This is a genomic window from Pseudomonas sp. AC136, assembly GCF_979258585.1.
The window spans coordinates 322,578-343,640 of record NZ_OZ409865.1 but is presented as its reverse complement, the minus strand read 5'-3'; the positions used below and the strand labels follow the sequence as shown (position 1 = coordinate 343,640).

Sequence of the window (21,063 nt, the reverse complement as noted above, 5' to 3'; positions counted from 1 at the left end):
GCAAACGGCCCTCGCGTGCGCAAGCTGCGCGGCAGCATGCAATGAAGCGATTCGTAGGAGCGAGCTTGCTCGCGAAGCTGTTGATCTAAATGCCTCGCGCCTACACCAACAACAGCGCGCTCGTCGTCAATCAAGAAGGAGGCCCGTATGGAAACCGAAGTCCAGCAACGCCAGCACGAATTGGCGACGTTGATTCAACGCTTCACGCCTGCGCAAGGCCCCTTTCAAACCGCCATCGCACCGCTGAGCCTGATTCGCATCGACGAGCCCACGCCCATGGCGCGCGGCGTGCACAAACCGGCGTTGTGCATCATTGCCCAGGGCCGCAAAGAGGTGACGCTGGCCGGCGAGAGTTTTGTGTATGACGCGCTGAATTTTCTGGTGGTGTCGGTCACCTTGCCGATCACCGGACGCGTCACCGAAGCCTGCCCGGACAAGCCTTACCTGTGTCTGCGCCTGGACCTCGACCCGGCGGAAATCACCCGCATGATCACCGACGCCGGCCCCGTGGGTTTGCCGGCACGCCCTGCCAGCCGGGGCATGTACGTCGACCGCATCGACGCCTCGTTGCTCGACACCGTGCTACGCCTGACCCGCTTGCTCGATACACCACGGGACATCGCCATGTTGGCGCCCCTGGCCCTGCGGGAAATTTACTACCGCTTGCTGCGCAGTCCGCAAGGTCAGCAACTGATCGAAATCGCCATGGCCGACAGCCAATCCCACCGCATTACCCGCGCCGTCGAATGGCTTAACTGCAACTTCGACCAGCCGCTGCGCATTGAAGACTTGGCGCGCGTGGCCAGCCTCAGCGTCTCGGCCCTGCACCATCGCTTTAAGGCCGTCACCGCCATGAGCCCGCTGCAATACCAGAAGCAACTGCGCCTGCAGGAAGCGCAGCGGCTGATGATGAGCGAAGGCCTGGAAGTGGCGGCGGCCGGTTACCGTGTCGGCTATGAAAGCCCGTCGCAGTTCAGCCGCGAATACCGTCGTCTGTTCGGCGCGCCGCCGTTGAAAGACTTGGCACGCCTGAAGAACATCGCGTAGCTACGGCGCCACCGGCGGCGTGTACTGCAAGGTGGTGCCCAGCGCCCAGAGCAAAAACAGCACCAGCGGCGTGTGCACCAGCAATTGCACAAACGAGAAGCCGATCAGGTCACGTGCGCGCAAGCCCAACACGCCCAGCAGCGGCAACATATAGAACGGGTTGATCAGATTCGGCAGCGCCTCGGCGGCGTTGTAAATCTGTACCGCCCAACCGCGGTGGTATTGCAGCTCATTGGCCACCTGCATCACGTACGGCGCCTCGATAATCCACTTGCCGCCGCCCGAGGGAATAAAGAAACCGAGCACCGCCGAGTACGCGCCCATCAGTAGCGCGTAGGTGTCGTGGGAAGCGATTTGCACAAAGAACGTGGAAATGTGGTGCGCCACCGTCTGGCCGTCGCTGCCGTTGACGGTGGTCATCAGCGCGGCGATGGAGCCGTACAGCGGGAACTGAATTAGCACGCCCGTGGTGGTCGGCACCGCGCGCGCCACGGCATCAAGAAAACTGCGCGGCCGCCAATGCAGCAACGCACCGACCATCAGGAACAGCAGGTTGTACGTGTTCAAGCCAGAGATGGCGACGATGGCCGGCTTGCTGGCGAACTCCTGGGCCAGCCAACCGGCGGCCAACAGCACCAGCAGAATAATCAGCAACGGGCTGTGCTCCAGCCACTCGCCGGGGCGGCTTGGCTTTTCCAGCTTGGCGACCGTGAAGCTGGGGTCGATGCCGCACGCTTTGGCATCACGCGCACTGGTGGCGCTGGGCGCCGTGACGTAAGCAATCACCAGTGACACCACCACCAACGCCAGCAGCAACACGCCGGACTGCCAGAGAAAAATGGTTTCGGTAAACGGAATGACGCCGGTGATCGCCAGAATGGAAGGCGGCAAGCTGGTGGGGTTGGCTTGCAACTGCGCCGCTGACGACGACAGCCCCAACGCCCACACCGCGCCCAAGCCCAAATACGCCGCCGCGCCGGCTGCGCGGTAGTCCATATGCAGCTCTTCGCGACGCGCCAGCGCACGCACCAGCAGGCCGCCGAACACCAAGCTCAAGCCCCAATTGAGCAACGAGGCGGCCATGGAAATCAGCGCCACCCAGGCCACCGCCGAGCGCCCGTTTTTCGGCACGCGGGCCAGCACGTCGATCAATCGCGATGCCGGCCCGGAACTGGCCACCACGTAGCCGCCGATAACCACAAAGGCCATCTGCATGGTGAAGGGAATCAAGCTCCAGAACCCATCGCCAAACGCTTTCGCCGCCTGTGCCGGCGGCGCGCCCATCGCCAACACCGCCACGGTAACCAACAGCACTGCCAAGGTGGCGAACACCCAGGAATCCGGAAACCAGCGCTCCGCCCAATTGGAACAGCGCATGGCGAAACGGGCGTAGCGGCTTTCTTCGACTTGAGTATTCACGGCGAACCTCATGTTTGTTGTGTTGTTGGCTCGGTCTGCGCGACCGCATCGCGGCTAAAGCCGCTCCCACAGTTCGCACCACCTGTAGGAGCGGCTTTAGCCGCGAAGCTTTTTCCAGCCAGATGCTCTAGACCGCACAGTGTGGTAGTTCCACGCCGCTGCGTTTAGTTCCACCTGTATGCGTGGGCGCGGGTTTTCTGGCACGCTGGCGCCCTCCTCTGCACCAAGGCCCGAGCCCATGAAAGACGCCGACAACCTCAAGGACTACAAGCAGGTACGCCAGTTGGCGATCCGTTCGTTGTTCGAGATTGTTGAGCAGTCGAGCGAGGGCACGGTGATTGTCGATAAAGAGGCGCGCATCGTCTGGATGAACGAGCGCTACGCCCACCGCTACGGCCAGCCAAATGCCAAAGCGGCGGTCGGCCAGGAAGTGGAAAAAGTCATTCCCGGCAGCCTGATGCGCCAGGTAGCGGAAACCGGCGAGCCCATTTTGCTGGACATGCTCGACACCCCAAACGGCCCGCTGGTGGTGATGCGTTTGCCGATTCACGATGCGGCGGGCAAGGTAATCGGCGCCATTGGTTTCGCCCTGTTCGACCAACTCACCCGCCTGGCGCCGCTGGTCACGCGTTTCACCCAGATTCAAAAAGAACTCGCCTCGACCCGCTCACTGCTGCAAGCGCGGCAGGCCAAATACAGCTTCTCGAACTTCATCGGCACCAGCGCCCGCAGCCTGGAAGTGAAGCGCCATGCGCGGCGGGCGGCCGGCAGTGAAAGCCCCGTGCTGCTACTGGGCGAAACCGGCACCGGCAAGGAACTGCTCGCCCACGCCATTCACAGCGCCAGCACGCGGGCTTACAAACCCTTCGTCAGCGTTAACTGCGCGGCCATTCCTGAGATGCTATTGGAAGCGGAATTCTTCGGCACAGCCCCCGGCGCCTTTACCGGCGCCGACCGCAAGGGCCGCTCCGGCAAACTGCAACTAGCAGAAGGCGGCACGCTGTTTCTCGACGAAATTGGCGACATGCCGTTGGCGCTGCAAAGCAAATTGCTGCGGGTGCTGCAAGAGAAAGAATACGAACCGGTAGGCTCCAACCAGATGCTGCGCAGCGACATCCGCCTGATCGCCGCCACCTCGTTGGACTTGGAAACCGCCGTGGCCGACGGCCGCTTCCGTGCCGACTTGTACTACCGCCTGAACGTGCTGCCGATTCAGGTGCCCGCCTTGCGCGAACGGCTGGATGATTTGCCGGCGCTGTGCGATGCGATTCTCGATGAGCTGCTATTGCGCGACGGGCGCGGGCATTACGAACTGGGCGGTGACGCGCTAGGGTTGCTGGCCAGCCATGCGTGGCCCGGCAACATTCGCGAACTGCGCAACGTGCTGGAGCGCGCGGCGTTGCTGAGTGATGAGCCGCTGCTGACGGCTGCGGCGTTGCGCACGGCGATTGGGCGGTTTAGTCCGCTGCCAGCTGCCCACTCAACGCCGCGGGCAGTGGGCGAGCAGGATTTCTACCGCGTCCGGGCGGCGTTTGAGCGCGAGTTGATAGAACAGAGCCTGGCCGCGCATAACGGCAACGTGATTGAAGCGGCCAAGCGATTGGGGCTGGGGCGGTCGACGTTGTACAAGAAGATGGTGGCATTGGGGATTGGCGGGAATTAACGCAGATCGGCTCCCCTCGCCCGCTTGCGGGAGAGGGGCTGGGGGTGAGGGCCGGGGGAAAACGCTGATCCAGTTCTTACATGGCATCTACGTTGAGCCTGCCCCTCACCCCAACCCTCTCCCCGCAGGGGCGAGGGAGCTGATCGTGGATGCTACAGGTACGCATATCGGCTCCCCTCGCCCGCCTGCGGGAGAGGGGCTGGGGGTGAGGGCCGGGGCAAACGCTGATTCAGTTCCTACACGGCATCTACGTTGAGCCTGCCCCTCACCCCAACCCTCTCCCCGGAGGGGCGAGGGAGCTGGTCGTGGATGCTACAGGTACGCAGAACGGCTCCCCTCTCCCGCTTGCGGGAGAGGGGCTGGGGGTGAGGGCCGGGGAAAACGCTGATCCAGTTCTTACACGGCATCTACGTTGAGCCTGCCCCTCACCCCAACCCTCTCCCCGCAGGGGCGAGGGAGCTGGTCGTGGATGCTACAGGTACGCAGAACGGCTCCCCTCTCCCGCCTGCGGGAGAGGGGCTGGGGGTGAGTGCCGAGGCAAACGCTGATTCAGTTCCTACACGGCATCTACGTTGAGCCTGCCCCTCACCCCAACCCTCTCCCCGGAGGGGCGAGGGAGCTGATCGTGGATGCTACAGGTACGCAGAACGGCTCCCCTCTCCCGCCTGCGGGAGAGGGGCTGGGGGTGAGGGCCGGGGAGAACGCTGATCCAGTTCTTACACGGCATCTACGTTGAGCCTGCCCCTCACCCCAACCCTCTCCCCGGAGGGGCGAGGGAGCTGGTCGTGGATGCTACAGGTACGCAGAACGGCTCCCCTCTCCCGCCTGCGGGAGAGGGGCTGGGGGTGAGGGCCGGGGAAAACGCTGATCCAGTTCTTACACGGCATCTACGTTGAGCCTGCCCCTCACCCCAACCCTCTCCCCGGAGGGGCGAGGGAGCTGATCGTGGATGCTACAGGTACGCATATCGGCTCCCCTCGCCCGCCTGCGGGAGAGGGGCTGGGGGTGAGGGCCGGGGCAAACGCTGATCCAGTTCTTACACGGCATCTACGTTGAGCCTGCCCCTCACCCCAACCCTCTCCCCGGAGGGGCGAGGGAGCTGGTCGTGGATGCTACAGGTACGCAGAACGGCTCCCCTCTCCCGCCTGCGGGAGAGGGGCTGGGGGTGAGGGCCGGGGAAAACGCTGATCCAGTTCTTACACGGCATCTACGTTGAGCCTGCCCCTCACCCCAACCCTCTCCCCGGAGGGGCGAGGGAGCTGATCGTGGATGCTACAGGTACGCATATCGGCTCCCCTCGCCCGCCTGCGGGAGAGGGGCTGGGGGTGAGGGCCGGGGCAAACGCTGATCCAGTTCTTACACGGCATCTACGTTGAGCCTGCCCCTCACCCCAACCCTCTCCCCGGAGGGGCGAGGGAGCTGATCGAGTCCGACCTGCCCCGTCAAACCTTCAACAACCGATCGCGCAATTTCTGGATTTCGTCGCGCATCTGCGCTGCCGCTTCGAATTCCAGATCCCGGGCCAGTTGGTACATCTTCTCTTCCAACTGACGAATGCGTTTGTTGATTTCACTCGGCGAGCGCAGTTCGGCTTCATACCGCGCGCTTTCTTCGGCCGCCTTGGCCATGCCTTTGCGTTTGTTGCTGCGCGAACCTGGCACCACGGCGCCTTCGAGGATGTCTTGCACGTCCTTCTTCACGCCCTTCGGGGTGATGCCATTGGCCAGGTTGAAGGCGATCTGCTTGTCCCGGCGTCGTTCGGTTTCGCCGATGGCGCGTTCCATGGAGCCGGTCATGCGGTCGGCGTAAAGAATGGCGCGGCCGTTGAGGTTACGCGCGGCGCGGCCGATGGTTTGGATCAGCGAGCGCTCGGAGCGCAGGAAGCCTTCTTTGTCGGCGTCCAGAATCGCCACCAGCGACACCTCGGGCATGTCCAACCCTTCACGCAGCAGGTTGATGCCCACCAGCACGTCAAACGCACCAATGCGCAGGTCGCGGATGATTTCCACGCGCTCCACAGTGTCGATGTCCGAGTGCAGGTAACGCACCCGCACGCCGTGGTCGGAGAGGTAGTCGGTGAGGTCTTCGGCCATGCGTTTGGTCAGGGTGGTGACCAGCACGCGCTCGTCGATGGCGCTGCGTTTTTTGATTTCCGAGAGCAGGTCGTCCACTTGGGTGGTGGCCGGGCGCACTTCGATTTGCGGGTCGACCAGGCCAGTCGGGCGCACTACCTGCTCGATCACGCGGCCGGCGTGCTCGGCTTCGTAAGGGCCGGGCGTAGCGGAAACGAAGATGGTCTGCGGGCTGATGGTTTCCCACTCGTCAAAGCGCATCGGTCGGTTGTCCAGCGCCGACGGCAGACGGAAACCGTATTCCACCAGGGTTTCCTTGCGCGAACGGTCGCCTTTGTACATGGCGCCTACTTGCGGCACGCTGACGTGGGACTCGTCGATCACCAGCAAGGCGTTGGCCGGCAGGTAGTCGAACAGGGTCGGCGGCGCCTCGCCTGAGCCACGACCGGAGAGGTAGCGCGAGTAGTTTTCGATGCCGTTGCAGTAGCCCAGCTCGATGATCATTTCGATATCGAAGCGGGTGCGCTGTTCCAGACGTTGCGCTTCCACCAGTTTGTTGTTGGCGCGCAGGTAGTCGAGCCGTTCTTTAAGCTCGACCTTGATGTTTTCCACGGCGCTCAGCAGGTTTTCCCGTGGCGTGACGTAGTGGCTTTTCGGGTAAAGGGTGTAGCGCGGCAGCTTGCGCAGCACCTCGCCGGTGAGCGGGTCGAACGAGGCGATGTTTTCGATTTCTTCGTCGAACAGCTCAACGCGAATGGCTTCCAGGTCCGATTCTGCCGGGAAGATGTCGATCACATCGCCGCGCACGCGAAAGGTGGCGCGGGCGAAGTCGATGTCGTTGCGGGTGTATTGCAGGTCGGCCAGGCGGCGCAGCAGCTCGCGCTGGTCCATGCGGTCGCCACGGTCCAGGTGCAGGACCATTTTCAGGTACGACTGCGGATCACCCAGGCCATAAATGCACGACACGGTGGTGACGATGATGGCGTCCGAACGCTCCAGCAGCGCTTTAGTGGCGGACAGACGCATCTGCTCGATGTGGTCGTTGATCGAGGCGTCTTTCTCGATAAAGGTGTCCGAAGACGGCACATACGCTTCGGGCTGGTAGTAGTCGTAGTACGAGACGAAGTATTCGACCGAGTTGTTCGGGAAGAAGCTTTTGAATTCGCCGTACAACTGCGCGGCCAGGGTTTTATTCGGCGCCAGCACCAGTGTCGGGCGCTGCACCTGGGAAATGACGTTGGCGATGCTGAAGGTCTTGCCGGAGCCCGTTACGCCCAGCAGCGTTTGATGGGAAAGCCCGGCTTCCAGGCCTTCCACCATTTGTCGAATCGCTTCTGGCTGATCGCCAGCCGGTTGAAAACGGGTCACTAATTGAAACTGCGACATTACCTACCTCGACAAAAGGCTGTGACGCAGCGAAAAACCCTACGTCATACCTGGCGAAATGCGTGTGACGTTATCGCCCCACGCAACCTTGGTCGCTATACTAGCGGCCCACTTGCGCAACCCCTAACACCGGGGTTGTTTTGGTTTACCACCCTCTTCTTCGAGCTCCCGCATCATGAGTTTGTTCTCTGCCGTCGAAATGGCTCCGCGTGACCCTATCCTTGGTCTCAATGAAGCATTCAACGCCGACACCCGCACCACCAAGGTAAACCTTGGCGTGGGTGTGTACTGCAACGAAGAGGGCCGCATTCCGTTGTTGCGCGCCGTGGCCCAGGCTGAACAGGCGCGTATTGCGGCACACGCACCGCGCGGCTACCTGCCGATCGAAGGCATCGCTGCCTACGACCAGGCGGTGCAAACCCTGATTTTTGGCGCCGATTCGGCGCTGCTTGCCGAAGGCCGTGTGGTCACCACTCAAGCCTTGGGCGGCACCGGTGCGCTGAAAATCGGCGCTGACTTCATCAAGCGTTTGCTGCCAAACGCCGTGGTCGCCATCAGCGACCCAAGCTGGGAAAACCACCGCGCGCTGTTCGAATCCGCTGGTTTCCCCGTGCAGAACTACCGCTACTACGACGCCAGCACCCATGGCGTGAACCGTGCCGGTCTGCTCGAAGACCTCAAAGCCCTGCCCGCCCGTTCCGTGGTGGTGCTGCACGCCTGCTGCCACAACCCGACCGGTGTTGACCTGGGCACTGACGATTGGCTGAGCATTCTCGATGTGTTGAAAGAGCGCGAGCACGTGCCCTTCCTCGACATCGCTTACCAGGGTTTCGGCGATGGCATTGAAGAAGACGCCGCCGCCGTTCGCCTGTTCGCTAAATCGGGGCTGACCTTCTTCGTTTCAAGCTCGTTCTCCAAATCGTTCTCGCTGTACGGCGAGCGCGTGGGTGCGTTGTCGATCGTTACCGAGTCGAAAGAACAAGCCGCCAAGGTGCTGTCGCAGGTTAAACGTGTGATCCGCACCAACTACTCCAACCCGCCAACCCACGGCGCCACCGTGGTCGCTTCCGTGCTCAACAGCCCGGAACTGCGCGCGTTTTGGGAAGAAGAACTGGGCGAAATGCGCAGCCGTATTCGCGACATGCGCGTGGCGATGGTCGAGCAACTGGCCGCCCTGGGCGCCAAGCGCGACTTCAGCTTCGTGGCGCAGCAACGCGGCATGTTCAGCTACTCCGGCCTCACCGCCGACCAGGTTGAACGCCTAAAAAGCGAATTCGGCATTTATGCCGTGAGCACCGGCCGCATTTGCGTGGCAGCGTTGAACAAAAGCAACCTGAACGCCGTGACCCAGGCCATCGCCGCCGTCCTCTGAAAAACCACCAAGGGAAGCTCGTGCAGGCTTGACTTCCCTTTTTGAATCAGTAGGATACGCACCGTTGCCGCAAGGCAGCTGTTCCGCGATAGCTCAGTTGGTAGAGCAAATGACTGTTAATCATTGGGTCCCTGGTTCGAGTCCAGGTCGTGGAGCCAAATTCAAAGCCTCGGTTTAACCGGGGCTTTTTTATGGGTGGTACAAAAGATCAAAAGCATCGCGGCTAAAGCCGCTCCCACAGTAAAAGCACGCTCCTGTGGGAGCGGCTTCAGCCGCGATGCTCTAAGCGACGCCGCAAGCGATACACCCGCTCATCCAGCCGGCTTAACCCACGCTGCAAAAACTTCCAGTTCTCTTCGGCCTGCAAGCCGTTTTCGATGTGCAGCAGCTGCGGTTGCCAATCGCCAAGCAAATTCAGCACCTCTTCATCCGGCACCGAAAACGGCGGGCCGTCCATTTGGCTTTGTTCGTAGTCGAGGCTAACGAGCAGTCCCTGGCAGCCACTCGGCACGATGCGGGTCAGGTGCTGCGCATAGGCTTCGCGCATAGCCGCTGGGAAGGCGATCAAGGCGGCGCGGTCGTACAGGGCGGTGCAGTCGCGCACGTCGTCGGCGGTCAGGGCGAAGATGTCCCCGCACCAGAGTTCGACGTAGCCGGCCTGATACATACGAAACGCGCCCTGCTCGCGCACTTGCGGTTGCAGCTGCTGCTCGCTGAAGAAGTCTTGCACCGCCTGCTCGACCAGTTCCACGCCGAGTACCCGCAAGCCCTGCCCCGCCAGCCACATCAGGTCCAGACTTTTGCCACACAGCGGCACCAACACCTGCGCGCCCGCCGCTACGTTCAGTTGCGGCCAGTACTGCTGCAAGTACGGGTTGGCGGTGGCGGCGTGGAAGCCGATCTGGTTGTTTTGCCAGCGTCGTAGCCAGAAGTCGGGCTGCATGGATTGCCTCGCTTTTTCGATCAAAGTGCTCGAAATTTTATACTGGTTTTCGATAGATCCAAGCTCGAAGATGCGCCCATGTTTATCGAGGACTCAACCATGTCGTTGCCCAGTCTGTTTATCTCCCACGGCTCGCCCATGCTCGCGCTGGAGCCCGGCGCCAGCGGGCCGGCGTTGGCACGGCTGGCGGCTGAGTTGCCACGCCCGAAGGCGATTCTGGTGGTGTCGGCGCACTGGGAAACCAATCAGTTGCTGGTTAATAGCAATCCACAACCGGACACCTGGCACGACTTCGGCGGCTTCCCGCCAGAGCTCTACGCCGTGCAATACCCGGCACCCGGCGCGCCCGATGTGGCCAAAGCCGCGCTGAATTTATTGCTGGCCGCCGACCTGCCGGCCCAGCTGGATGCCACCCGCGTTTTCGACCACGGCGTGTGGGTGCCGCTGTTGTTGATGTACCCCAACGCCGATATTCCGGTGGCGCAGGTTTCCATCCCTACCCGCCTCGGCCCAGCGTTTCAGCACAAGGTCGGCCGCGCGCTGGCGAGTTTGCGCGAGCAAGGCGTGTTGCTGATTGGCTCGGGGAGCATCACCCATAATCTGGGCGAGCTGAATTGGCGTGCGGGCCCGGAGGTGATCGAGCCGTGGGCCAAGGCGTTCCGTGACTGGATGGTGGAGCGCCTCGCTGCGGATGACGAAGCGGCGTTGCTGGATTACCGCAGCCAGGCGCCGTTTGCGGTGCGCAGTCATCCACGCGACGAGCACTTGCTGCCGCTGTATTTCGCCCGTGGCGCGGGCGGTGCGTTCGGCATTGCGCACCAGGGCTTTACCCTCGGCGCGCTGGGTATGGACATCTACCGCTTCGACTAATCGCCCAGCCATAAAAAAGGTGCGCTCGTGGCGCACCTGGGGGTGAAGCGAACAGCTCTATGGGAAACGCACCCTCGCTTGTGACGGGGGCGCGGTTGGCGGGCGAACCCGCGAACATCACAGCGGCGTCAGCAACTCGCCGCGCTCAGCAAAGGCCTGCAAGTTGGCCAGCACCAACTCTTCCATCTGCAAACGGGTTTCTTCGGTGGCGCTGCCAACATGGGGCAGCAACATGACGTTATCCATCTCCAGCAACGCCGCCGGCACCTTGGGCTCGGCTTCGAACACGTCCAGCCCTGCCCCGCCCAGCGTGCCGTTTTGCAACGCCGTCACCAGCGCCTGCTCGTCGATCACTGAACCGCGGGCGACGTTGATGACGATGCCTTTCGGCCCCAACGCCTCCAGCACCTGTGCGTTGACGATATGGTGCGTCGCCGCCCCGCCTACGCAGGTGAGCACCAGAAAGTCGGCCCAGCGCGCCAACTCCACCAAGCTGGCTTCGTAGGTGTAGGGGCTGTCTTTGAGTGGCGAGCGGTTGTGGTAGCGCACGTCCATGTCGAACCCGCTGGCGCGCTTGACCACCACTTGGCCAATGCGCCCCAAGCCGACAATGCCCAGGCGCTTGCCGCTCACCCGACGGGCCAAGGGGAAGTTGCCCTTCAGCCAACCGCCGGCGCGCACGAAGCGCTCGGACGCGGCGAGTTTGCGCGAGGTGTCGATCATCAGGCCCATGGCCAAATCGGCCACGCAATCGTTGAGCACATCCGGCGTGGTGCTGATGGCGATGCCACGGTCGCGGGCGGCGTCGACGGCAATCGAGTCGTAGCCAACGCCAAAGCTGCAGATGGCTTTCAGGTTGGGCAAGGCGGCAAGTTGCTCAGCGGAGCAGCCGAAGCGGGCCGAAGTGGCGAGCAGTTCGAAGTCGTCGCCGTGGCTTTGCAGAAACGCCTTGGGGTCGGGTTGTTGCCACAGCGCGGTGACGTCGAAGCGCTCGGCGAGGTTGTGCTGGAAACGCTCGGTCAGTGGGCCGACCTGGAGAACCTTTGGGGTGGTCATGCGTGGCTCCGGTGTTTGCAGGAATCGCGGCTAAAGCCGCTCCTACAAGAGACATGAACTCTGTGGGAGAGGCTTTAGCCTCGATGCTCTTAAGGCGCCGGCCTCAAGTAATCGGCGCCGGGTTGAACAGGGTAATGTCGTTGTGCAGTTTGTGCTGCTCGGCCCAGGTTTTTTTCTTGCCGCTGGCGACATCCAGGTAGTAGTGGAACAACTCCCAGCCCAGTTCTTCGATGCTGGCACGGCCCGTGGCGATGCGACCGGCGTCGATGTCGATGAGGTCGGGCCAGCGCTGGGCCAGCTCGGTGCGGGTCGACACTTTTACCACCGGCGCCATGGCCAAGCCGTACGGCGTGCCGCGGCCGGTGGTGAACACGTGAAGGTTCATGCCGGCGGCCAATTGCAGCGTGCCGCAGACGAAGTCACTGGCGGGCGTCGCGCAAAAGATCAGGCCTTTTTTCTCGACGCGCTCGCCTGGGCCAAGCACGCCGTTGATGGCGCTGTTGCCGGATTTGACGATGGAGCCCAAGGACTTCTCAACGATGTTCGACAGCCCGCCTTTCTTGTTGCCCGGCGTGGTGTTGGCGCTGCGGTCGGCCTCGCCTTTGGCCAGGTAGCGGTCGTACCAGTCCATTTCGCGCACCAGTTCTTGCGCCACTTCCTTGGTTTGCGCCCGCGAGGTGAGCAGGTAGATGGCGTCGCGCACTTCGGTGACTTCCGAGAACATTACCGTAGCGCCGGCACGCAGCAGCAGGTCGCTGGCGTAGCCCAACGCGGGGTTGGCGGTGATGCCGGAAAAGGCGTCGCTGCCGCCGCATTGCATGCCCAGAATCAGCTCGGAGGCCGGCACGGTTTCGCGGCGGCGCTGGTCGAGCTTTTTCAGGCGCACTTCGGCCAGGTCCATGATCTGTTCGATCATTTCGGTGAAGCCGTGGCTGGAGTCCTGCAGGCGGTAGAGCCACGGTTCGCTGAGGTCTACCGATGGGTCGTTTTCCTGCATCACCTGCCCGGCTTGCAGCTTTTCACAGCCCAGGCTGATCACCAGTGCTTCGCCGCCCAGGTTGGGGTTGCGCGCCAGGTTGCGCACGGTGCGAATCGGGATGTACGCGTCGGTGGCGGTAATGGCCACGCCGCAGCCGTAGCTGTGGGTCAGCGCCACCACGTCGTCGACGTTCGGGTACTTGGGCAGCAACTCGTCCTTGATGCGTTTCACCGCATGGTCGAGCACGCCGGTGACGCACTGCACAGTGGTGGTGATGCCCAGAATGTTGCGCGTGCCCACGGTGCCGTCGGCGTTGCGGTAGCCCTCGAAGGTGTAGCCCTCGAGCGGCGCCGCCTGCGCCGGCACTTCGGTGGACAGCGGCAAGCTGTCCAGTGGCGGCGCGGTCGGCATGCGCAGTTGGTCTTCCTGCACCCAACTGCCACGGGGAATCGGCTTCAAGGCGTAACCGATGGTTTGCCCGTAGCGAATGATGCGCCCGCCTTCGGGAATATCTTCAAGGGTGATTTTGTGGCTTTGCGGCACGCGCTCAAGGGTGGTCAGGCCATCGGCGAAGGTGGTGCCGGCTGGCACCCCTTGGTCGTTGACGACGATCACCACGTTATCCAGCTCGTGCAAACGGATGTAGCGCGGCGAGTCGGAATGTTCAATTAACTGCATGACACTCGCTCCTCAGGAGTGGGCTGGTGTGAAGTCTGCGCTGCGTTGAGCGCCGCCGCTGGTAGGCGGCTCTTTGAGTTCAACGCGCTGAATCTTGCCAACGATAACCAAGTAGCTGAACACCGCCAGCACGGCGTTGGCACCGACGAACACCAGGGCCCATTTGAACGAGCCGGTGGCCGCGATGATGTAGCCGATGACGATAGGCGTGGTGATCGAGGCGATATTGCCAAAGGTGTTGAACAGGCCACCCGACAAGCCGGCAATCTGTTTTGGCGAGGTGTCGGCCACCACGGCCCAACCCAATGCGCCGATGCCTTTGCCAAAGAACGCCAGGGTCATAAACCCTACCACCATCCAGTCAGCATCGACGTAGTTGCAGAACACCATGGTGGTCGACAAGGTCAGGCCGCAGACGATGGGCAGCTTACGGGCGAAGGTCAGCGAATGGCCTTTGCGCAACAGGTAGTCGGAGATCAAACCGCCGAGCACGCCACCGATAAAACCGCAGATGGCCGGCAGGCTGGCGATAAAGCCGGCTTTGAGAATGGTCATGCCGCGTTCCTGCACCAGGTACACCGGGAACCAGGTGAGGAAGAAGTAGGTAATGGCGTTGATGCAGTACTGGCTCAGGTATACGCCGAGCAACATGCGGTTGGTCAGCAGCTGGCGAATGTAGTCCCAGCGAGGGCCGTCGTTTTTGCGGGTTTGGTCCATGTCGACCAGGCCGCCGTTGCTTTCGATGTGATCGATTTCCGCCTGGTTGATGCGCGGGTGTTCCTTGGGGTTGTAGATGGTCTTCATCCAGATGCCGGAGAAGATGATGCCCAGCACGCCCATGACCACGAACACATGCTCCCAGCCCATGGCGTGCACGATCCAGCCCATGATCGGAGCGAACAGCGCGGTGGCGAAATACTGCGCCGAGTTGAAAATTGCCGAGGCCGTGCCGCGTTCTGCAGTGGGAAACCAGGCCGCCACAATGCGCGCGTTACCGGGGAACGACGGCGCTTCGGCAAAGCCGACCATAAAGCGCAGCACGAACAACGTGGTGATTGCCCAGGCCACCGGCAAACCGCCGACGAAGCCTTGCAGCAAGGTGAACAACGACCAGATGAAGATGCCGGCCGCGTAGACTTTTTTCGAGCCGAAACGGTCGAGCAACCAGCCACCCGGAATCTGCCCGAGCACATAGGCCCAGCCAAAAGCCGAGAAGATAAAACCGAGGGTGACGGCGTCAATGCCGAGGTCTTTCTGCAAGCTGGAGCCGGCGATGGAAATAGTCGCGCGGTCGGCATAGTTGATGGTGGTGACCAGAAACAGCATCAGCAGAATCAGGTAACGCACGCGAGTCGGTTTGGTGTCATGCATGGCAAGTTGCTCCCACGTTTTTTTGTTTTCGAGCGAGGCGCGCAATCAGCGCACCAGGCAAGGTCGCTTGTTATCGAAGGTCCAGTTGGGAATCAGGAACTGCATGGCCACGGCATCGTCGCGGGCGTTCAAGCCCATGCCCTGATACAGCTCGTTGGCTTTGGCCAGCGCGTCCCAATCCAGCTCGACACCCAGGCCCGGCGTCTTCGGCACCTGCACCAGACCGCCTTCGATTTTCAGCGGGTTGCGGGTCAGGTGCTGGCCGTCCTGCCAGATCCAGTGGGTGTCGATGGCAGTGACTTTGCCCGGCGCGGCGGCGGCCACGTGGGTAAACATCGCCAGGGAAATATCGAAGTGGTTGTTGGAGTGCGAACCCCAGGTCAGGCCCCAGTCGTTGCACATCTGGGCGACGCGCACGGAACCTTGCATGGTCCAGAAATGCGGGTCGGCCAGCGGGATGTCGACCGATTGCAATTGAATGCAGTGGCCCATCTGGCGCCAGTCAGTGGCGATCATATTGGTGGCGGTGAGCAGGCCGGTTTCGCGGCGGAACTCGGCCATTACTTCACGACCGGAGAAACCGTTTTCGGCGCCGCACGGGTCTTCGGCATAGGCCAGCACGCCGTGCAGGTCACGGCACAGGCTGACCGCTTCTTTCAGCGACCAGCCGCCGTTGGGGTCCAGGGTGATGCGAGCATCGGGAAAGCGCTCGGCCAGGGCACGGATCGCTTCCACTTCGGCCGCGCCGGTTTGCACGCCGCCTTTGAGTTTGAAGTCATTGAAGCCATAGCGCGCATGGGCGGCTTCGGCTTGGCGCACGATGCTTTCGGGGTCGAGCGCGGTCTGGTTGCGCACGCGAAACCAGGCGTCGTCGGCGTCGTCTTCGCTGCGGTAGCCGAGGTCGGTTTTGTTGCGGTCGGCGATGTAGAACAAATAGCCGAGCATTTCCACCGCGTCGCGCTGCTGGCCTTCGCCAAGCAGTGCGGCAACAGGCACGCCGAGGAACTGGCCGAGCAGGTCGAGCAGTGCCGACTCCAGTGCGGTAACGGCGTGAATGGTGATGCGCAGGTCGAAGGTCTGCAGGCCGCGGCCGCCGCTGTCGCGGTCCGCGAAGGTCTGGCGAACCTGATTGAGTAAACCGTTGAAGTTGCCGATGGACTGCCCCAGCAACAGGCTGCGGGCATCTTCCAGGGTCTGGCGAATGCGTTCGCCGCCCGGCACTTCGCCAACGCCAACATGGCCAGCGCTGTCTTTGAGAATGAGGATGTTGCGGGTAAAGAACGGACCGTGGGCGCCGCTCAGGTTGAGCAGCATGCTGTCGTGGCCGGCAACCGGAACCACTTGCAGCTCGGTAATTACGGGCGCGCTGGCGATTGCCTGCGCTGGGCTTGCTGTGCTCATAACCGTTTCCCTATTTATTTTTATGCGGGGACTGGCTGAATTTCGTGTGTATCGGGCGAACGCGTCGCCTGGTTCGCGAGCGAGCTCGCTCCTACAAAAGACGGAGCAGCAGGCGCTGCCCCGTCTTCGGGGTTAGCCGATGTAGGTGGTTTTAACGGTGGTGTAGAACTCGGCCGCGTAGCGACCTTGCTCGCGCGAACCGTAGGACGAGCCTTTACGGCCGCCGAACGGCACGTGGTAGTCCACGCCAGCGGTAGGCAGGTTGATCATCACCATGCCGGCCTGGGCGTGACGCTTGAAGTGGTTGGCATACTTCAGCGAGGTGGTGGCGATACCGGCCGACAAACCGAATTCGGTGTCGTTGGCCATCGCCAGTGCTGCTTCGTAATCCGCCACTTTCACCACGTTGGCCACCGGGCCAAAGATTTCCTCGCGGCTGATGCGCATCTCGGCCGAGCTGTCGGCAAACAGCGTTGGCGCCAGGAAGTAACCTTCGGTGTCGCAGGTCACCAAGCCGCCGCCAGTCACCAGACGGGCGCCCTCTTCCTGACCGATGCCGATGTACTTCATGTCCTGGTCGAGCTGGGCCTGGGAAACCACCGGGCCGATGTCGGTGCCGGCTTTCAAGGCGTGACCGACTTTGATCGACTTCATGCGCTCAGCCATGGCTTCGACAAATTTGTCGTGAATGCCGGCGGTAACGATCAAGCGGCTCGAAGCGGTGCAACGTTGGCCAGTGGAATAGAAGGCGCTTTGAACCGCCAGCTCCACCGCCACTTTGAGGTCGGCGTCGTCGAGGATGATTTGCGGGTTTTTGCCGCCCATCTCCAGCTGCACTTTGGCGCCACGGGCCACGCACTGAGCGGCAATGTTACGACCCACGCCCACGGAACCTGTGAAGCTGATGCCGTCCACTTTGCTGTTCTGCACGATGGTTTCACCGACCACACGGCCTGCGCCCATCACCAGGTTGAACACGCCAGCCGGGAAGCCGGCGCGGGAAATGATTTCGGCAATCGCCCAGGCGCAGCCCGGAACCAGATCAGCCGGTTTCACCACCACGCAGTTGCCATAGGCCAATGCCGGTGCCACTTTCCAGGCCGGAATGGCGATGGGGAAGTTCCACGGGGTGATCAGACCGACCACGCCCAGCGGCTCGCGGGTGACTTCTACCGATACGCCGGGGCGTACCGAGGCCAGCACTTCGCCGGCCTGACGCAGGCATTCGCCGGCGAAGAATTTGAAGATGTTGCCAGCACGGGTCACTTCGCCGATGGCTTCGGGCAGGGTTTTGCCCTCTTCACGGGCCAACAACGTGCCGAGCTCTTCACGACGGGCAAGAATTTCGCTGCCGACTTTATCCAGCGAATCGCTGCGCGCTTGGATGCCGGAGATCGACCAGGCCGGGAACGCGGCGCGGGCCGCTTCGATGGCTTCGTTTACCTGGGCGGCGTCGGCCTGGGCGTATTCGCCGATGACATCGGCAAGGTCAGACGGGTTGACGTTTTTCGAGTAGCTGGCACCGGCCACCCATTGGCCGCCGATGTAGTTGTCGAAACGCTGTTGTTGATTGGCCACGAGGAAAGCCTCCTTTAAAGAAACGGCAGCCGCTGAAGAGCGGCTGGCTGTTTTTGAACCCGACTTATTGCGGGCCTTGGGCGTGGATCAGAGCGGCGAGTTGTTCGTACTCGTCTTTGCTCAGGTCGGTCAGCGGAGCGCGAACCGGGCCGGCGTCGTAGCCGGAAATCTTGGCACCGGCTTTAACGATACTCACGGCATAACCGGCGCGCTTGTTGCGGATGTCGAGGTACGGCAGGAAGAAATCGTCGATGATTTTGCCGACGGTTTCGTGATCGTCACGGGCGATGGCATGGTAGAAATCCATGGCCGTTTTCGGGATGAAGTTGAACACCGCCGAGGAATAAACCGGTACGCCCAGTGCTTTATAAGCAGCGGCATACACTTCTGCGGTTGGCAGGCCACCGAGGTAGCTGAAACGGTCACCGAGGCGACGACGGATCGAGACCATCAGTTCGATGTCGCCCAGGCCGTCTTTGTAGCCGATCAGGTTCGGGCAACGCTCGGCCAGTTGTTCCAGCAGCGCTGGCGTCAGGCGGCAGACGTTACGGTTGTAAACCACCACGCCAATTTTTACCGACTTGCACACTTGCTCAACGTGCAGTGCCACGCCGTCTTGGCTGGCTTCGGTCAGGTAGTGCGGCAGCAACAGCAGACCTTTGGCGCCCAGGCGCTCAGCTTCTTGCGCCATCTCGATGGCTTGGCGAGTCGGACCACCGACGCCAGCCAGAATCGGCACGCTGCCGGCGCAGGTGTCTACGGCGGTTTTGATAACGGAGGAATATTCGCGGTTGGTCAGCGAGAAGAACTCGCCGGTACCACCTGCTGCGAACAAGGCCGACGCACCGTATGGCCCCAGCCATTCCAGGCGACGGATATAGGATTCGGGGTTGAAATCGCCAGCCGCGTCGAAGTCAGTCACTGGGAAAGACAGCAGGCCGGAAGAGAGGATGGACTTCAGTTCTTGTGGATTCATTATTCGAACACCCTGTAAAGCGCGTAGTGGATTAAGGCGTGGCAGACCGATTGCCCTGATGCAAAACGAAAACAACGGGATCAATCGCAAACGCAGAGTTACGTTATCGTACAACTGTTGAGACTGTCATCCTCTTTTCTTAGCCGCTCATCTACGACTATAGGCGTACTGGAGTAGGAAACGTTCGCTGCCTTAGCCTAGAAAGGCGAGCCCGACTCGGCTATAGCCATTGAGCTAGAAGGGTTACTAGCAAAGGCGCGTGACTCGTCGGTCGCTTTTCCCGATGAGCGTTTATGTAGTCTAACGAGCAACCGAGGTGAGGAATTTTCTACCTAAGTCGCGTTGACAAACTTTACGGGGGCTGTTGATAATCGAGCCCAAGTCATACGACAACCGATAACAGCGCACCTCCCCTGGGTCTGTTATCCGAACGAACAAACCCATAAAAACAAACACAAGAATTTCAGGGACCAGTCATGACCACTCCAACTCCCTTCAATCGCCTTCTACTCACCGGTGCCGCTGGCGGCCTGGGCAAAGTGCTGCGCGAAACCCTGCGTCCTTACACCAAGGTGCTGCGCCTCTCCGACATCGCCGACATGGCCCCGGCCGCTGGCGAGCATGAAGAAGTGCAGCGCTGCGACCTCGCCGACAAACAAGCGGTGCACGATCTGGTTGAAGGCGTCGATGCCATTCTGCATTTCGGCGGTGTGTCGGTTGAGCGCCCGTTCGAAGAAATTGTCGGCCCGAACATCTGCGGCGTGTTCCACATTTATGAAGCGGCTCGCCGCCATGGCGTAAAGCGCGTGATCTTCGCCAGTTCGAACCACGTGATCGGTTTCTACAAGCAAGACGAAAAACTCGACGCCCTCTCCCCTCGCCGCCCAGACAGCTACTACGGTTTGTCCAAATCTTACGGCGAAGACATGGCCAGCTTTTACTTCGACCGCTACGGCATCGAGACCGTGAGCATTCGCATCGGCTCCTCATTCCCGGAACCGCAAAACCGCCGAATGATGCACACCTGGCTGAGCTTCAACGACCTCACGCAACTGCTTGAGCGCGCGCTGTACACGCCTAACGTCGGCCACACCGTGGTCTACGGCGCCTCGGCCAACGCCACGCAATGGTGGGACAACCGCCTGGCCAGTCACTTGGGCTTTGAGCCCAAAGACAGCTCGGAAGTATTCCGCGCCAAAGTCGAGGCCCAGCCCATGCCGGCCGCCGATGACCCAGCGATGGTTTACCAAGGCGGTGCGTTCGTAGCGGCTGGCCCATTCGGCGACGACTGAGCCGCCCTGCTCTACCGCTGTAGCTGTTCTCATAAAAACAACACAAGAGAATGCGCTGTCATGGAAGCTGAACTGATTGTCGACGCCCGCAATGCCACCGGCGAAAGCCCGGTGTGGAGCGTGGCCGAACAAGCCCTGTACTGGGTGGATATTCCCGCCCAGCGCCTGCATCGCTGGACTGCCAGTGATGGCCAGAGCACCAGTTGGCAAACGCCGGAAATGCTCGCCTGTATTGCCCGTCATGTGGACGGCACCTGGATTGCCGGCATGCAAAGCGGCCTGTTTCGCCTGAGCGCCAAAGACAACGGCAGCCTCGCCAGCAGCCCGCTCGCGGCGGTCAAACACGCCCACGCCGATATGCGCTTCAACGACGGCCGCTGCGACCGTCAAGGCCGCTTCTGGGCCGGCACCATGTTGCTCGACATGGCCGCCGGTTCACCGGTCGGCGCCTTGTATCGCTACAGCGCCGAGCAAACCGAACCGCTGACCGCGCAACTCACCGATTTCATCGTGCCCAACGGCCTGGGCTTTAGCCCGGATGGCCGCACCATGTACCTCTCCGATTCGCACCCCAGCGCGCAGAAAATCTGGGCCTTCGATTACGACATCGACAGCGGCACGCCGCATAACCGTCGCCTGTTCGTCGACATGAACCATCACCTGGGCCGCCCCGATGGCGCTGCCGTAGACGCCGACGGCTGCTACTGGATTTGCGGCAATGATGCCGGCCTGGTGCACCGCTTCACCCCCGAGGGCAAGCTCGATCGTTCCCTCGCTGTACCGGTGAAAAAACCGGCCATGTGCGCCTTTGGCGGCGCCGGGCTGGACACCTTGTTCGTCACCTCCATCCGCCCCGGCGGCGACCTCAGCGACCAGCCGTTGGCTGGTGGCGTGTTCGCCCTGCAGCCCGGAGTAAAAGGCCTGGAGGAACCGTTGTTCGCCTGCTGAACAACACCCTGC

Annotated in this window: 15 protein-coding genes and 1 tRNA gene; 7 read left to right on the top strand and 9 right to left on the bottom strand. The window is 61.8% G+C overall.

Annotated elements, in window-relative coordinates; all coding sequences use genetic code 11:
• Positions 1-147 precede the first annotated feature (147 nt).
• Positions 148-1,047 (top strand): AraC family transcriptional regulator, encoded by a 900-nt coding sequence (locus ACZZZU_RS01570; RefSeq protein ID WP_463549523.1) that lies wholly within the window; start codon positions 148-150, stop codon positions 1,045-1,047.
• Here the strand turns inward: ACZZZU_RS01570 and ACZZZU_RS01565 are convergent, their stop codons facing one another.
• Positions 1,048-2,478 carry a short-chain fatty acid transporter gene (locus ACZZZU_RS01565; RefSeq protein WP_463549522.1) on the bottom strand — a complete coding sequence of 477 codons (1,431 nt, stop codon included), beginning with the start codon at positions 2,476-2,478 and terminating at the stop codon, positions 1,048-1,050.
• Between the two features lie 226 nt (positions 2,479-2,704).
• Between ACZZZU_RS01565 and ACZZZU_RS01560 the strand changes: the two genes are divergently transcribed.
• Complete coding sequence (locus ACZZZU_RS01560; protein ID WP_463549521.1) at positions 2,705-4,129, top strand: sigma-54 interaction domain-containing protein; 1,425 nt, start codon at positions 2,705-2,707, stop codon at positions 4,127-4,129.
• Between the two features lie 1,442 nt (positions 4,130-5,571).
• Here ACZZZU_RS01560 and uvrB read toward each other — a convergent pair.
• A complete protein-coding gene (gene uvrB, locus ACZZZU_RS01555; RefSeq protein ID WP_463549520.1) occupies positions 5,572-7,587 on the bottom strand; it encodes an excinuclease ABC subunit UvrB in 2,016 nt (671 codons plus the stop codon).
• 175 nt (positions 7,588-7,762) lie between these two features.
• Between uvrB and ACZZZU_RS01550 the strand changes: the two genes are divergently transcribed.
• A complete protein-coding gene (locus tag ACZZZU_RS01550) occupies positions 7,763-8,959 on the top strand; it encodes an amino acid aminotransferase (RefSeq protein ID WP_463549519.1) in 1,197 nt (398 codons plus the stop codon).
• 82 nt (positions 8,960-9,041) lie between these two features.
• A tRNA-Asn gene (locus ACZZZU_RS01545) sits at positions 9,042-9,117 on the top strand.
• Between the two features lie 110 nt (positions 9,118-9,227).
• Here ACZZZU_RS01545 and ACZZZU_RS01540 read toward each other — a convergent pair.
• Positions 9,228-9,902: a thiopurine S-methyltransferase gene (locus tag ACZZZU_RS01540; protein ID WP_463549518.1), complete on the bottom strand. Its 675-nt coding sequence runs from the start codon at positions 9,900-9,902 to the stop codon at positions 9,228-9,230.
• 99 nt (positions 9,903-10,001) lie between these two features.
• Between ACZZZU_RS01540 and ACZZZU_RS01535 the strand changes: the two genes are divergently transcribed.
• Positions 10,002-10,772 (top strand): DODA-type extradiol aromatic ring-opening family dioxygenase, encoded by a 771-nt coding sequence (locus ACZZZU_RS01535; protein WP_463549517.1) that lies wholly within the window; start codon positions 10,002-10,004, stop codon positions 10,770-10,772.
• A 117-nt stretch (positions 10,773-10,889) separates the two neighbouring features.
• Here the strand turns inward: ACZZZU_RS01535 and ACZZZU_RS01530 are convergent, their stop codons facing one another.
• From ACZZZU_RS01530 to kdgD, 6 genes are all read right to left on the bottom strand, one after another.
• Positions 10,890-11,828, bottom strand: coding sequence for a 2-hydroxyacid dehydrogenase (locus tag ACZZZU_RS01530; RefSeq protein WP_463549516.1), 939 nt, complete (start codon positions 11,826-11,828; stop codon positions 10,890-10,892).
• Positions 11,829-11,931: 103 nt separating this feature from the next.
• Positions 11,932-13,485: a galactarate dehydratase gene (garD, locus tag ACZZZU_RS01525; RefSeq protein WP_463549515.1), complete on the bottom strand. Its 1,554-nt coding sequence runs from the start codon at positions 13,483-13,485 to the stop codon at positions 11,932-11,934.
• 12 nt (positions 13,486-13,497) lie between these two features.
• Entirely contained in the window at positions 13,498-14,901 is a 1,404-nt protein-coding gene (locus tag ACZZZU_RS01520; RefSeq protein ID WP_463549514.1) for an MFS transporter, read from the bottom strand.
• Positions 14,902-16,257 (bottom strand): glucarate dehydratase, encoded by a 1,356-nt coding sequence (gene gudD / locus ACZZZU_RS01515; protein WP_463549513.1) that lies wholly within the window; start codon positions 16,255-16,257, stop codon positions 14,902-14,904. It abuts the gene before it with no gap.
• A 132-nt stretch (positions 16,258-16,389) separates the two neighbouring features.
• On the bottom strand, positions 16,390-17,835 hold the full coding sequence (locus ACZZZU_RS01510; protein ID WP_463549512.1) for an aldehyde dehydrogenase family protein: 1,446 nt from the start codon (positions 17,833-17,835) through the stop codon (positions 16,390-16,392).
• A 64-nt stretch (positions 17,836-17,899) separates the two neighbouring features.
• Positions 17,900-18,811, bottom strand: coding sequence for a 5-dehydro-4-deoxyglucarate dehydratase (kdgD, locus tag ACZZZU_RS01505; RefSeq protein ID WP_122495564.1), 912 nt, complete (start codon positions 18,809-18,811; stop codon positions 17,900-17,902).
• A 476-nt stretch (positions 18,812-19,287) separates the two neighbouring features.
• On the opposite strand from kdgD, the gene ACZZZU_RS01500 reads away from it, so the two are divergent.
• On the top strand, positions 19,288-20,103 hold the full coding sequence (locus ACZZZU_RS01500; protein WP_122495561.1) for an NAD-dependent epimerase/dehydratase family protein: 816 nt from the start codon (positions 19,288-19,290) through the stop codon (positions 20,101-20,103).
• A 60-nt stretch (positions 20,104-20,163) separates the two neighbouring features.
• Positions 20,164-21,051, top strand: coding sequence for a glucurono-1,5-lactonase (locus ACZZZU_RS01495; protein WP_463549511.1), 888 nt, complete (start codon positions 20,164-20,166; stop codon positions 21,049-21,051).
• Positions 21,052-21,063: the final 12 nt, after the last annotated feature.

Bases quoted from the DNA above. Each gene is read 5' to 3' on its own strand.
- ACZZZU_RS01570 (WP_463549523.1), top strand. From the start codon at position 148: ATGGAAACCGAAGTCCAGCAACGCCAGCACGAATTGGCGACGTTGATT.
- ACZZZU_RS01565 (WP_463549522.1), bottom strand. From the start codon at position 2,478: ATGAGGTTCGCCGTGAATACTCAAGTCGAAGAAAGCCGCTACGCCCGT.
- ACZZZU_RS01560 (WP_463549521.1), top strand. From the start codon at position 2,705: ATGAAAGACGCCGACAACCTCAAGGACTACAAGCAGGTACGCCAGTTG.
- uvrB (WP_463549520.1), bottom strand. From the start codon at position 7,587: ATGTCGCAGTTTCAATTAGTGACCCGTTTTCAACCGGCTGGCGATCAG.
- ACZZZU_RS01550 (WP_463549519.1), top strand. From the start codon at position 7,763: ATGAGTTTGTTCTCTGCCGTCGAAATGGCTCCGCGTGACCCTATCCTT.
- ACZZZU_RS01540 (WP_463549518.1), bottom strand. From the start codon at position 9,902: ATGCAGCCCGACTTCTGGCTACGACGCTGGCAAAACAACCAGATCGGC.
- ACZZZU_RS01535 (WP_463549517.1), top strand. From the start codon at position 10,002: ATGTCGTTGCCCAGTCTGTTTATCTCCCACGGCTCGCCCATGCTCGCG.
- ACZZZU_RS01530 (WP_463549516.1), bottom strand. From the start codon at position 11,828: ATGACCACCCCAAAGGTTCTCCAGGTCGGCCCACTGACCGAGCGTTTC.
- garD (WP_463549515.1), bottom strand. From the start codon at position 13,485: ATGCAGTTAATTGAACATTCCGACTCGCCGCGCTACATCCGTTTGCAC.
- gudD (WP_463549513.1), bottom strand. From the start codon at position 16,257: ATGAGCACAGCAAGCCCAGCGCAGGCAATCGCCAGCGCGCCCGTAATT.
- kdgD (WP_122495564.1), bottom strand. From the start codon at position 18,811: ATGAATCCACAAGAACTGAAGTCCATCCTCTCTTCCGGCCTGCTGTCT.
- ACZZZU_RS01500 (WP_122495561.1), top strand. From the start codon at position 19,288: ATGACCACTCCAACTCCCTTCAATCGCCTTCTACTCACCGGTGCCGCT.
- ACZZZU_RS01495 (WP_463549511.1), top strand. From the start codon at position 20,164: ATGGAAGCTGAACTGATTGTCGACGCCCGCAATGCCACCGGCGAAAGC.